We start from the raw sequence: 12,650 nt of genomic DNA, 5'->3' as shown, positions 1-12,650 counted from the left end.
GTGTTTGAAAACTAATTTAAAGTTGACCGCACTTTTCTTTATAGTGTAAACGGCAAACAGAAAGGTAAGAGTCATTGCCCCCAATTTGAATTTGCGCGCCTTCTTTAATCACCTCACCTTGATCATTTAAGCGCAAAACAAAGTTAGCCTTGCGACCACAATAACAAATTGTTTTTAATTCTTCGAGCTGATCCGCCCAAGCCAGTAAATATTTACTTCCTTCAAAAAGTTCCGCTTGGAAATCTGTACGCAAGCCATAACAAAGCACAGGGATTTTGAGTTTATCGACGACATCACTCAACTGGTAAACTTGTTGTTTGCTAAGAAATTGAGCTTCATCCACCAGCACACAATGCACTTTTTCTTTTTTTAAGTGCTCATTGATTTCATCAAACAAATTGGTTTCCGAGCGAAATAAAAAAGCATCTTGCGAAATGCCAATACGCGATGTAACTTTCCCCACGCCAAAACGATCATCAATCGCAGCCGTATAAACTACTGTGTTCATATCGCGCTCACGATAGTTATAGGAAGATTGTAGCAACGTCGTTGATTTTCCAGCATTCATTGTGGAGTAATAGAAGTAGAGTTTTGCCATTTTTTCTCCTAAATTGCTGGTAATTCCGTCATTGCCCAACGAGGCTTAACATCAATAGCCAGATCGCTATGCTGACCTTGTTTTAAACGTAAAAAACCTGTGTAAGCAATCATTGCGCCATTATCTGTACAAAATTGGGGTTGAGGATAAAACACTTCGCCACCTAAATTTTGCATTAAGTGCGCAAGCGTTTCTCGGAGTTTTTTATTTGCGCTCACCCCTCCCGCAATCACTAAACGTTTATAACCTGTTTCTTTTAATGCGCGCTTACATTTAATGGCAAGTGTATCCACCACCGCATCTTGGAAAGCATAAGCAATATCCGATTTAGTTTGTTCTGTCAGTTCGTTCTCGTTTTTAATCGCTTGATTAATCGTATTCGCGGCAAACGTTTTTAAACCAGAAAAGCTAAAATCAAGGCCTGCACGATCTGTCATTGGGCGTGGAAATGTGAAACGATTTGGCGTGCCTTTTTCTGCTAAACGAGAAAGTGCCGCACCACCTGGATAATCTAGTCCAAGTAATTTTGCTGTTTTATCAAAGGCTTCACCTGCAGCATCATCAATGGATTCGCCAATTACTTCATATTTTCCTACATCATCTACACGCACTAATTGCGTATGACCACCCGATACCAACAAAGCAACAAAAGGAAAGTGCGGTGAATTTTCATCAAGCATTGGCGCAAGTAAATGCCCTTCCATATGATGAACACCAATCGCAGGAACATTCCACGCATAAGCTAAAGAACGCGCAATCGTAGCGCCGACGAGCAATGCGCCAACAAGCCCTGGACCACTCGTATAAGCCACGCCATCAATATCGCTCGCCGTTAACTTAGCTTCTTCTAACGCTGCTTTAATAAGAGGGGCTGTTTTACGAATATGATCGCGCGATGCCAATTCAGGAACCACACCACCATAATCTGCATGCAGGGCAATTTGAGTATAAAGTTGATTAGCAATTAATCCTTTTTCTTCATCATAAATCGCCACGCCCGTTTCATCACAGGAGGTTTCAATGCCTAAGATTTTCATTGATTTTCTTAATTTATTACCTAAAATGTTGCGCGATTTTACCCTGTTTAAGCGGTTTTAACCAGTTGAAACCACAAATATTAAGGTGAATTGGCATTCTTCCCTTTACTTTTTCCCTAAAAGTAGATTAGAATTGCGTCCTTTATTAAATTTACCATTTGCACAGTGGTGCTTTGGTGAAAATAAAATTTTAAATTGCAATTAAATTAAACTCATTGAGGTGATTGGCTTATGCCTGTAATTAAAGTACGTGAAAACGAATCATTTGACGTAGCTTTACGTCGTTTCAAACGCTCTTGCGAAAAAGCGGGAATCTTAGCTGAAGTACGCGCTCGCGAATTTTACGAAAAACCAACTACAATTCGTAAACGTGAAAATGCAACACTTGCAAAACGTCACGCAAAACGCAACGCTCGCGAAAATGCGCGCAATACCCGTTTATACTAATTTATAGTATTTTCTGACTCGAGTTAAGACAAACCGTGAATCCTTTGGACTCACGGTTTTGTTACTTTAAGTAAAACAAAAATCTACGCCAAAAACGACCGCACTTTCACACCACGATCACGGAGGCTCGACAATGAAAGGTTCTATTCCACGCCCCTTTATTGATGATTTGCTGACAAAGTCCGATATTGTCGATGTGATTAACACGCGCGTAAAACTAAAAAAAGCTGGACGCGATTATCAAGCCTGTTGTCCTTTCCATCACGAAAAAACACCATCCTTCACCGTTAGTCAAAAGAAACAGTTTTATCATTGCTTCGGCTGTGGCGCACACGGTAATGCCATTTCCTTTTTAATGGATTATGACAAACTTGAATTTGTAGAGGCTATTGAAGAACTTGCAGCGATGGCAGGGCTTGAAGTACCTTACGAAAAACGTGCTAATAACAGCGGGAAACCTCAAGCGAATTATCAAACCAAACGAAATCTCTATGAATTAATGCAAGTGATTGCCAAGTTTTATCAAAGTCAATTACCATTAAATACGCAAGCGCAAGAATATTTACAACAACGTGGGCTTTCGGCTGAAATTATAGAGCGTTTCCAAATTGGGTTTGTACCGAATGCAATGGATACGGTACTGCGTAAATTTGGTGTTAATCGTGAAGAACAACAAAAACTCATTGAGTTAGGCATGCTTTCTCGAAATGATCGTGGCAATATTTACGATAAATTCCGAAATCGCATCATGTTTCCTATTCGCGATAAACGTGGTCGCACAGTGGCTTTTGGAGGGCGGGTATTAACAGATGAAAAACCGAAATATCTGAATTCACCAGAAACTATTACTTATCATAAAGGTAACGAGCTTTATGGTTTGTACGAAGCCTTACAAGCCAACGATGAACCAAAACAATTACTTGTTGTTGAAGGTTATATGGATGTGGTGGCATTAGCACAATTTGGCGTGGATTATGCGGTAGCCTCTTTAGGGACATCCACGACATCAGAACAAATTCAACTTATTTTTCGTTCGACTGAGCAAGTTGTTTGTTGTTACGATGGTGACCGTGCAGGGCGTGATGCAGCGTGGAGAGCATTAGAAAATGCGTTACCTTATTTAGAAGATGGCAGACAACTCAAATTTATTTTCTTGCCAGAAGGAGAAGATCCTGATACTTACATTCGCCAATATGGCAAAGAAAAATTTGAAGAATATATCGAAAGTGCACAATCTTTAAGTGAGTTTATGTTTGCTCACTTAAGTCCACAAGTTGATTTTTCTAGCAAAGAAGGGCGCGGAAAATTAGTTGCTTTGGCTGCACCATTAATTCGCCAAATTCCAGGAGAAATGCTACGCTTATCACTACGCAATATGCTTGCTCAGAAGCTAGGAATTTTTGATCAAACACAGTTGGAAAATCTTATTCCAAAACAATTAGAACAAGCCAATACACAACAAAAAGTCGCTAATAATAAGCTCAAGAAGACACCAATGCGAATGGTCATTTCATTGCTTCTGCAAAATCCTGAATTAGTAAAACGTATGTCTGAAAGCGGTGTGCAAGCATTACGTGCAGAAGCTGGTTTTGAAATTTTGGAAAAATTGACCGCACTTTGTCGCCAACGAGAAGGAATTACTACAGGGCAGATTTTAGAGCACTTCCGTGATACGCCTTACAGCAATCCCCTTGAAATACTGGCAACTTGGGATCATTTATTAGACGAAGCAGAAATGATCAATTCATTTTCACAAAACTATCGTCGCTTAAATATTCAAGCCATTGAGCGAGACATTGAAATGCTTATTGCTAAAGAACGAGCTGAAGGTCTTACGGACGAGGAAAAAACAGTACTCGTTCACCTTTTAGCAGGGAAAGAACAGCAGAAAAAACAGTTAGTTAATCCGCAATAACAATGATAAAATTCTAAGTTCGTAACAAGAATTATATTGCTACTATCACATCAAGCAAAACGGATATAAAAATGGAAAAAAATCAACAGTCTACGGCTGAACAATATTCAGAACAAATCGAACAACTGATGGAATTAGGTCGCACTCAAGGTTATTTAACCTATGCAGAAATTAATGATTTATTACCAGAAGATGTCATCGACCCTGAATATTACGATAAGTTGCTACAAACGCTACAAAATGATGCAGGGATCCCCGTCTTAGACGAAGCCCCAGAAAGCGATGATATGATGTTGAATGACACCATTCCGGATGAAGATGCGGTAGAAGAGGCAACCCAAATTCTTTCAAATGTAGAATCTGAAATCGGTCGAACAACCGATCCTGTCCGTATGTATATGCGCGAAATGGGAACGGTTGATCTTCTTACTCGTGAAGATGAAATCAGCATTGCAAAACGTATTGAAGAAGGAATTGATGAAGTTCAAACATCCATTGCAGCCTATCCTGAAGCTTTAAATGGGTTGCTAAAAAATTATGATGATGTGGAAAAAGGAAACTTCCGTTTAGCTGACCTAATTACAGGTTTTGTCGATCCAAATGCTGAAATAGAAGAACATAATGTCATTGATGAAAACTTTTCTGAAGACGGAGAAGAATCAGAAAGTGCAGATATTGAAGACAATGAAGATGAAGACGAAAGCGAGTCAGAATCTACATCAGATTCAAGCGAGTCTGATAATAGCATCGATCCAGAAGTCGCGAGAGAAAAATTCCAACAATTAAAAGAGCAACACACCAAAACGCTTGCAGTTATTGAAAAACATGGTCGCTCAGGAAAACGCGCCCAAGATCAAATTTCGCAGCTTGGTGAAATTTTTAAACAATTTCGCTTAGTACCAAAACAATTCGATTTACTCGTTTTATCAATGAAAGAAATGATGAAACGTGTGCGCTACGAAGAACGTCAATTACAAAAAATATTAGTTGATATTGCAGGAATGCCAAAAGATGATTTTGAAAAACTCATTACAACTAATGGCAGCAATACTGAATGGGTACAAAAAGCCTTAAAATCAAGCAAACCATGGGCAAAACGTTTACCCAAATATGAAGAACGTATTCTTGAGGCATTAAACAACTTAGCTAACATTGAAGAAAATACGAAACTTACTATTACCCAAATGCGCGATATTTGTGATGCGGTCGCTCGAGGTGAACAAAAAGCTCGTCGTGCTAAAAAAGAAATGGTAGAAGCTAACTTACGTTTAGTAATTTCCATCGCGAAAAAATACACGAATCGCGGTTTACAATTCCTAGACTTAATTCAAGAGGGGAATATTGGCTTAATGAAAGCGGTAGATAAATTTGAGTATCGCCGTGGTTATAAATTCTCTACATATGCTACTTGGTGGATTCGCCAAGCAATTACACGATCTATTGCAGATCAAGCTCGTACAATCCGTATTCCGGTACATATGATTGAAACAATCAATAAACTTAACCGCATTTCTCGCCAGTTACTACAAGAAATGGGACGTGAAGCAACACCAGAAGAATTAGCTGAACGCATGGGTATGCCGGAAGATAAAATCCGTAAAGTATTGAAAATTGCAAAAGAGCCAATTTCTATGGAAACGCCTATCGGTGATGACGATGACTCACATTTAGGTGATTTTATTGAAGATTCAACCTTAGAACTTCCTTTAGATTCTGCAACAGCACAAAGCTTAAGAGTTGCGACTCACGAAGTTCTTGAAGGTCTAACACCACGAGAAGCAAAAGTATTACGTATGCGTTTTGGTATCGATATGAATACCGACCATACACTTGAAGAAGTGGGTAAACAATTCGACGTTACACGCGAACGTATTCGTCAAATTGAAGCAAAAGCGTTACGTAAATTACGTCATCCTAGCCGATCAGAAACATTAAGAAGTTTCCTTGACGACTAAATCTATAAACAACAACCCACACGTAAAACGTGCGGTTTTTAGGCTCCCCTATCAGGGCCTATACTTCACAAGCCCCTCTAGGGGCTTGTGAGAACTGGCAACTGCGTCTAATTATTTCTTTGATTACCCCTTAAAAGGGTCAACATGTTCTTTCGTTGATAAATTATCTTGAACCATATCTTCTTTTTCTTGGTTTCTTATATAATCCTCTACTGCTTTTGTATTTAACCCTACTGTGCTTACAAAAAATCCTTTCGCCCAGAAATGCCTATTTCCATATCTATATTTTAAGTTCGCGTGTCTTTCAAAAATCATTAGCGCTGACTTCCCCTTCAGATAGTCCATAAAACCTGATACTGATATTTTAGGTGGGATTTTTAAGAGCATATGGATATGATCTGGCATTGCATACGCTTCTATTATCTCCATATTTTGATAGTCACATAACAGCCTCAATATTTGCCCTATATCTGCTCTTAACTTTCTATAAATTGCTTTTCTTCTGTACTTAGGGATAAATACAATATGATACTTATCGTTCCATTTTGTGTGTGATAAACTCGAACCGTCACTGGTTTTACTTACTATGATAATCCTCCTATATGTTGAATTTTAGTTGTCAGCCTTATTCATTATATAGTGAGGATTTTTTCTGTTCATCGCTTAAGCTATTTGGCTCCATACGCATAGCGTATGGTTTTATAGCCAGACTTGCGTCTGACTATAATAAAAAAGGTTGGCATATTTACCAACCTTTATTTTTCAATTTCATTATTTATTCTTTAATAAATCACGAATTTCTGTGAGCAAATCTTCTGATGTAGGACCTGCTTTTTTCTCTTCTGGTTTTCTCACTTTATTAAGTGCCTTGATCATCATAAAGATTGCAAAAGCAATAATAATGAAATCAATCACATTCTGAATAAACACACCGTAGTTTAAAGTAACAGCAGGAACATCGCCTTGTGCTTGAGCTAATACAAATTTCATATCTTTGAAATCAATGCCACCGGTTAAAATACCAAGCACAGGCATAAAAATATCACTAACAAGTGAACTTACGATCTTACCAAACGCACCACCGATAATCACACCGACAGCCATATCTACAACATTACCGCGCATTGCAAATTCGCGAAATTCTTTAATAAAACTCATAATAATTTTTCCTTTAGAGATTGAATAAAAGAGCGCCTATTATAATGAGTCGCTCTTAAAAGTAAATAAATCGTTAAATGAAGAATGCACTTGGCTGGAACAATTTTTCAATTTCAGGCACATTCTTCTTATCACTCAAATAAATCACCACATGGTCGCCTTCTTCAATCACAACTTGGCGTCGTGCAACAATTACATCATTACCACGCAATAAAGCACCAATAATGGTTCCCATAGGCAAACGCAACTCGCCTATTTTGCGCCCGACCACATTGGAGGTGCTTTCATCACCATGCGCGACAATTTCAATAGCCTCAGCAATACCATGTCGTAATGTAGCCACATTTTTCACATCCCCTTTACGAACATGCCCAAGTAAAGCAGAAATTGTCGCTTGCTGTGGTGAAACTACAATATCAATACTTCCACCTTGAATCAGGTTTATATAAGCAATTCGTTGAATCAGCACCATTGCTTTCTTGGCTCCCAAACGTTTTGCCAATAAAGCGGACATAATATTCGCCTCATCATCACTACTCAATGAAAGGAACACATCAACGTTTTCAATATGCTCTTCAAACAATAAATTTTGATCAGACGCATCACCATAAAAAACCAAGGTTTTTGAAAGTTTTTCAGCCAGCAAATTAGCCCGTTCCTCATCACGCTCAATTAATTTTACGGTACAGACATTTTCCAAACATTTCGCAACGCCAGCGGCAACATTTCCCCCCCCAACAATCATTACGCGTTTATAAGGTTTTTCTAATCGTTGAAGTTCACTCATTACTGCTTTTATGTGCTCAGTTGCGCAAATAAAAGTGATTTCATCACCAGCCTCAACAATAGTAGAACCCTGTGGACGAATCGGTTTGCCGTTACGCAAAATAGACATAATACGGCAATCAATATGTGGCATATGTTCACGAAATGCGGAAAGTGCATATCCAACCAAAGGACCACCATAATAAGCTCTTACCACAACCATGCTAATACGATTATTAGCAAAATGGGCAACTTGTAATGCCCCTGGATAAGCAATTAAGCGTGTAATTTCATCTGTCACAAGATTTTCAGGCGAAATCAAATGATCAATAGGTACATTTTCATCATTGAATAACTTATCTTTTTCACGTAAATATTCTGAATTACGAATACGAGCAATACGAGTTGGTGTATTAAATAATGTATAGCCCATTTGGCAGGCTACCATATTGATTTCATCAGAGGCTGTTACGGCAACCATTAAATCTGCATCGGCCGCACCTGCATCACGAAGCACTTTTGGTGATGATGGCGAGCCTTGCACCACACGCAAATCATGCTTTTCTTGTAAAGCTTGTAACTGTGGGGACTCGTTATCAACGAGTGTGATATCGTTATCTTCACTAACCAAATTTTCGGCAAGCGTTGTTCCTACCTGACCTGCGCCCAAAATAATAATTTTCATCGCTTACTCCGTTCGTTCTAATACAAGAGGACGAATGCCTATTTCTGATGAATTTAGACCGCACTTTAATGCATTAATTTGGCGACAAATTTCATCTGTCACCCCATTAGCCTGCGCCATTTGTTCTTCAGTAATCTCCAGTGGCGCTTTTTGGAATAAAATCGCATCTAATAGCCGTTCTGCATGCATTCCATCTCTGCAGTAATGAAGTACGCCAACATCATTAAATAGCGTTGCAACTTTAGCTATCTTAGTTGTCGCAATACCTAGTGCGCCATCTTCACCGCCTAATTGACGAAATAATTCATCTTGTGGGAAACCACCACATGCCAAGAAAAAGGCTCGACGAAAAACCACACTCCCACCACAGGTCATTCGCATATGTTGCCATGCAAACTCAAAATTAGGATGTTCAGCGTAACGCGCTGGCAAATCAATCGGTTTTAATGCTAAACGTACCACTGAGGTATCTGGTTGAAAATGAAAAGTCGCCGCTGCAACTTCTAATGCGCCCTGTTCATAAGCATCATCAGCGTCTAAAAAAGCAATAAATTCATTACTTGATTGCAAAGCGCCCCAATTTCGCGCTTTCGCCACGCCACTATTTTTCGGCACAGACTCAACAACTATTTTTTCTGGATACTGCGTAGCCCATTCTTGCGCCAAAGCTAACGTGTTATCTTTAGAGCCATCATCAATCAACCAAATTTTCCCCAAATAAGTTTGAGACAATACGGACTGCACTGCGCGAGATAGCGTTTGTTCTGCATTATAGCAAGGAATAATGACATCAATATTGGCAAACATTTTAGCCTCTAAGCACATTTACGTAACTTCGCATAATAGAACCCATCACCACTATTTGGTTGCGGAATGAATTGAAAACCCACCGCACTTTCATCATCACTAAAGGATAACGGCAATAACTCCGCATCCGCGTGAACATTTAAAAATGCTTGGATTTGTTCGCAATTTTCTTCTGGCAATACAGAACAAGTCGCATAAAGCAAAACACCATTTGGCTTAAGTTTTTCCCAAAGTGCACTCAGAATTTTCTTCTGTAGTTCAACAAGCTGAACGATATCGGTTTCTTTGCGTAACCATTTTATATCAGGGTGGCGTCGAATCACCCCTGTAGCAGAACAAGGAGCATCAAGTAAAATTCGGTCAAATTTCACTACACTTTTACCGATTTCAGCTAACCATTCATCAGGTTGACTCGCATCACCACACACCACTATCGCTTGCTGATTTAAACGTTCAAGATTTTCTTCTACTCGTTTTAAGCGATGAGATTCTACATCTAATGCAATCACATTAGCTTTAGGTGCCAATTCCAAAATATGAGTTGTCTTACCACCCGGTGCCGCGCAAGCATCGAGGATCCATTCCTCATTTTTTGGCTCAAGCAACGTTGCCGCCCATTGAGCACTCAAATCTTGCACCGTAACAGCCCCTTCTTCAAAGTGCGGTAATTTTTGCACAGCAATCGGTATATCTAAACATAGCGCATTAGAGTGATGGCTTGTTTTCGAAGAAACACCTTGTTCTTCAAGTAAAGTACGGTAAGTTTCGAGGGCGTTTTTTTGTGAATTCACTCGTAGCCACATTGGTGGTTTCTGATTGTTCGCCTCAATGATCTCACGCCAATTCGGATAGGTTTTTTTTAATTTATTCACAAACCATTCAGGGTGAAGCGTTTGCCAATTTTTATCGACAATTGCCAAAATTTCATCTTGCTCACGTAAAAATCTACGCAAAACCGCATTCACTAATCCTCTAAAACTATCAGATTTTAATGATTTTATTGCATTCACAACTTCATCAACTGCCGCATGAGCAGGTACTCGCATATAAAGCAATTGGTATAAGCCTACAAGTAACAGGCAATGAACAATGCGAATTTTACCTTTAAGCGGCTTATCCACAAGACGTTTGATAATTTGCTCTAAGCGAGGCAATACGCGACACACGCCAAAACAAATTTCTTGTAGTAAGGGCAAATCTTGAGCTTTTACAGAAAGTTGCACTTCAGGGATTAACGCTGACAAGGATTTGCCCTCATCCAATACTTGCAAAATTAAGTTTGCTGCAATAGCTCTGGTCGAAAGTGCGGTCATTTTTACTGAATTTTTTACGTTGATAGTTTTAGAAGAAAATTTTTTCATTATGCAAGCACCTTACCAATAATAAACCATTCTGCACGGCCATTTAATAAATCTTGTGCAGACATAGGTTTTTTACCTGCAGGTTGTAATTGCAATAAGTTTAAGACGCCATCAACAGTCGCAATTTGAATGCCATTTTTATCCGCACTTAAAATAGTTCCCGCTGGTTTATCTTGATGAGACAACACTTCCGCTTGATACACTTTTAACGTCTGCGCATTACCATCTTTGTCTTCTGTTGAAAAATAAGCAATCGGCCAAGGATTAAAAGCACGGATATTACGCTCAAGTTGTATTGCAGGAAGCGACCAATCTAATTGTGCTTCTTCTTTAGAAAGCTTTTCTGCATAATTGCTTTGGCTATCATCTTGTTTTTCAGATATAAATTTACCACTTTCAAGATTATCTAAAACATCAATTAATGCCGATGGAGCAAGCTCTGCCAGTTTGTTATAAAGACTTGTTGAAGTTTCAGTCGGTAAAATATCACAATAGACTTTGTGTAACATATCACCTGTATCTAAACCTTCATCCATTTGCATAATGGTTACACCAGTTTGTGCATCACCAGCCCAAATTGAACGCTGAATAGGCGCCGCTCCTCGCCAACGTGGAAGAATAGAACCATGCACATTCAAACAACCTAAACGAGGGGCGTCTAATACAGCTTTAGGTAAAATTAATCCATAAGCCACAACAACCATTACATCTGCATTTAACGCTTTTAATTCAGACTGCGCCTCTTCTTTACGTAAAGATTTAGGTTGATAAACGGGAATGTTATTTTGCTCAGCAAGTTGCTTGACAGGACTTGCTTGCAATTTTTTACCGCGACCAGCTGGTTTATCAGGTTGAGTATAAATAGCGATCACATTATGTTGAGAATTTAGAATGGCTTGTAAATGCTGTGCAGCAAAATCTGGCGTACCAGCAAAAATAATATTAAGTGATTTCATAATGTTCTACGTTATGGTGATTGATAGGAAAAAGTGCGGTTAAAATCAACCGCACTTTAATTAAGAATCAGAAGCTTATTGTTTCGCAATTTGTTTTTTATATTTCACCAATTTTTCTTTAATACGTTGGCGTTTAAGTGGAGAAAGATAATCAACAAATAAAATACCATTTAAATGATCAATTTCGTGTTGAATACAGATCGCAAGCAAACCATCTGCATCTAAAGTAAATTCTTTACCGTCACGATCTAACGCTCTCACTTTCACTTTTTCTTTACGAGGCACCAACGCACGGAATCCCGGAATGGATAAACACCCCTCTTCAATTCCCGTTTCGCCTTCAGAAGCTAAAATTTCAGGATTAATCAAGACAAGCTGATTTTGTTTATCACCTTCAACATCAATAGTAATAATACGTTGCAAAATATCTACTTGAGGTGCTGCTAAACCAATACCTTCCTCTTGATACATCGTATCAAACATATCATCAACAATTTTACGAATTGCATCATTAACTTCAGTAACAGGCTCACAGACAACCTTCAAATGATCATCAGGATAAATTAATACATTAAGTGCGGTCATAATTTCTCTTGTTTTTAAGAATAAAATTTTAGTGAAATTGTAGCACAGCTAATAAAACATTTATAGGAATGTGACTTCATATGAGTTGAAAAATCACTTGTTTATTGGAAATTAAAATCAAACTCTTATTTGATTAAATAATGAGTAAATTCCAAAAGAATAAAACCCCAGCTTTTCAACTGGGGTTCTTATCTTTTATTCTTTATTCTGCTTTGCTTTATCCTATTTATTTCAAATAGCTAAATCTAAATTTAGTAACCTGGCGGTGCCCTACTCTCACATGGGGATGCCCCACACTACCATCGGCATTACAGCGTTTCACTTCTGAGTTCGGTATGGTGTCAGGTGGTTCCACCGCACTATCGCCGCCAGGATAATTCT

Annotated in this window: 12 protein-coding genes and 1 rRNA gene; 3 read left to right on the top strand and 10 right to left on the bottom strand. The window is 38.7% G+C overall.

The genetic code is table 11. The annotated features are described in order from the left end of the window. Positions 1 to 16: 16 nt before the first annotated feature. Both FE813_RS09310 and tsaD read right to left on the bottom strand, forming a co-directional pair. The gene (locus tag FE813_RS09310; RefSeq protein WP_046942645.1) at positions 17 to 598 is read right to left on the bottom strand and encodes a thymidine kinase; all 582 of its coding nucleotides are present in this window, start codon (positions 596 to 598) and stop codon (positions 17 to 19) included. A gap of 8 nt (positions 599 to 606) precedes the next feature. Next, entirely contained in the window at positions 607 to 1,635 is a 1,029-nt protein-coding gene (tsaD, locus tag FE813_RS09305) for a tRNA (adenosine(37)-N6)-threonylcarbamoyltransferase complex transferase subunit TsaD (protein WP_139990322.1), read from the bottom strand. 231 nt (positions 1,636 to 1,866) lie between these two features. On the opposite strand from tsaD, the gene rpsU reads away from it, so the two are divergent. From rpsU to rpoD, 3 genes are all read left to right on the top strand, one after another. Continuing rightward, a complete protein-coding gene (gene rpsU, locus FE813_RS09300; RefSeq protein WP_005627632.1) occupies positions 1,867 to 2,082 on the top strand; it encodes a 30S ribosomal protein S21 in 216 nt (71 codons plus the stop codon). Positions 2,083 to 2,215: 133 nt separating this feature from the next. Then, positions 2,216 to 3,997: a DNA primase gene (gene dnaG, locus FE813_RS09295; RefSeq protein ID WP_139990321.1), complete on the top strand. Its 1,782-nt coding sequence runs from the start codon at positions 2,216 to 2,218 to the stop codon at positions 3,995 to 3,997. Positions 3,998 to 4,068: 71 nt separating this feature from the next. Next, complete coding sequence (gene rpoD / locus FE813_RS09290) at positions 4,069 to 5,952, top strand: RNA polymerase sigma factor RpoD (protein WP_139990320.1); 1,884 nt, start codon at positions 4,069 to 4,071, stop codon at positions 5,950 to 5,952. Positions 5,953 to 6,075: 123 nt separating this feature from the next. On the opposite strand, the gene tnpA is transcribed toward rpoD, so the two are convergent. The 8 genes from tnpA to rrf form a co-directional block, all read right to left on the bottom strand. Beyond that, entirely contained in the window at positions 6,076 to 6,540 is a 465-nt protein-coding gene (gene tnpA / locus FE813_RS09285) for an IS200/IS605 family transposase (RefSeq protein WP_139990319.1), read from the bottom strand. A 183-nt stretch (positions 6,541 to 6,723) separates the two neighbouring features. Continuing rightward, the gene (gene mscL, locus FE813_RS09280; RefSeq protein WP_005630888.1) at positions 6,724 to 7,110 is read right to left on the bottom strand and encodes a large-conductance mechanosensitive channel protein MscL; all 387 of its coding nucleotides are present in this window, start codon (positions 7,108 to 7,110) and stop codon (positions 6,724 to 6,726) included. 73 nt (positions 7,111 to 7,183) lie between these two features. Beyond that, complete coding sequence (trkA, locus tag FE813_RS09275) at positions 7,184 to 8,560, bottom strand: Trk system potassium transporter TrkA (protein WP_005633005.1); 1,377 nt, start codon at positions 8,558 to 8,560, stop codon at positions 7,184 to 7,186. A gap of 3 nt (positions 8,561 to 8,563) precedes the next feature. Further along, a complete protein-coding gene (locus FE813_RS09270; protein ID WP_139990318.1) occupies positions 8,564 to 9,367 on the bottom strand; it encodes a glycosyltransferase family 2 protein in 804 nt (267 codons plus the stop codon). An 8-nt stretch (positions 9,368 to 9,375) separates the two neighbouring features. After that, positions 9,376 to 10,728, bottom strand: a complete 1,353-nt coding sequence (gene rsmB, locus FE813_RS09265) for a 16S rRNA (cytosine(967)-C(5))-methyltransferase RsmB (RefSeq protein WP_139990317.1) — start codon at positions 10,726 to 10,728, stop codon at positions 9,376 to 9,378. Further along, entirely contained in the window at positions 10,728 to 11,684 is a 957-nt protein-coding gene (gene fmt / locus FE813_RS09260; protein ID WP_139990316.1) for a methionyl-tRNA formyltransferase, read from the bottom strand. Before fmt ends, rsmB begins: the two co-directional genes overlap by 1 nt. A 75-nt stretch (positions 11,685 to 11,759) precedes the next feature. Next, positions 11,760 to 12,269 carry a peptide deformylase gene (def, locus tag FE813_RS09255; RefSeq protein ID WP_005633001.1) on the bottom strand — a complete coding sequence of 170 codons (510 nt, stop codon included), beginning with the start codon at positions 12,267 to 12,269 and terminating at the stop codon, positions 11,760 to 11,762. Between the two features lie 257 nt (positions 12,270 to 12,526). Next, positions 12,527 to 12,642, bottom strand: a 5S ribosomal RNA gene (gene rrf, locus FE813_RS09250). Positions 12,643 to 12,650: the final 8 nt, after the last annotated feature.

Source organism: Haemophilus seminalis (genome assembly GCF_006384255.1).
GTDB classification, from domain to species: Bacteria; Pseudomonadota; Gammaproteobacteria; order Enterobacterales; family Pasteurellaceae; genus Haemophilus; species Haemophilus seminalis.
Note: the sequence above shows the minus strand (reverse complement) of the source record. Positions and strands in the feature narration are given on the sequence as shown.

Bases quoted from the DNA above. Each gene is read 5' to 3' on its own strand.
- FE813_RS09310 (WP_046942645.1), bottom strand. From the start codon at position 598: ATGGCAAAACTCTACTTCTATTACTCCACAATGAATGCTGGAAAATCA.
- tsaD (WP_139990322.1), bottom strand. From the start codon at position 1,635: ATGAAAATCTTAGGCATTGAAACCTCCTGTGATGAAACGGGCGTGGCG.
- rpsU (WP_005627632.1), top strand. From the start codon at position 1,867: ATGCCTGTAATTAAAGTACGTGAAAACGAATCATTTGACGTAGCTTTA.
- dnaG (WP_139990321.1), top strand. From the start codon at position 2,216: ATGAAAGGTTCTATTCCACGCCCCTTTATTGATGATTTGCTGACAAAG.
- rpoD (WP_139990320.1), top strand. From the start codon at position 4,069: ATGGAAAAAAATCAACAGTCTACGGCTGAACAATATTCAGAACAAATC.
- mscL (WP_005630888.1), bottom strand. From the start codon at position 7,110: ATGAGTTTTATTAAAGAATTTCGCGAATTTGCAATGCGCGGTAATGTT.
- trkA (WP_005633005.1), bottom strand. From the start codon at position 8,560: ATGAAAATTATTATTTTGGGCGCAGGTCAGGTAGGAACAACGCTTGCC.
- FE813_RS09270 (WP_139990318.1), bottom strand. From the start codon at position 9,367: ATGTTTGCCAATATTGATGTCATTATTCCTTGCTATAATGCAGAACAA.
- rsmB (WP_139990317.1), bottom strand. From the start codon at position 10,728: ATGAAAAAATTTTCTTCTAAAACTATCAACGTAAAAAATTCAGTAAAA.
- fmt (WP_139990316.1), bottom strand. From the start codon at position 11,684: ATGAAATCACTTAATATTATTTTTGCTGGTACGCCAGATTTTGCTGCA.
- def (WP_005633001.1), bottom strand. From the start codon at position 12,269: ATGACCGCACTTAATGTATTAATTTATCCTGATGATCATTTGAAGGTT.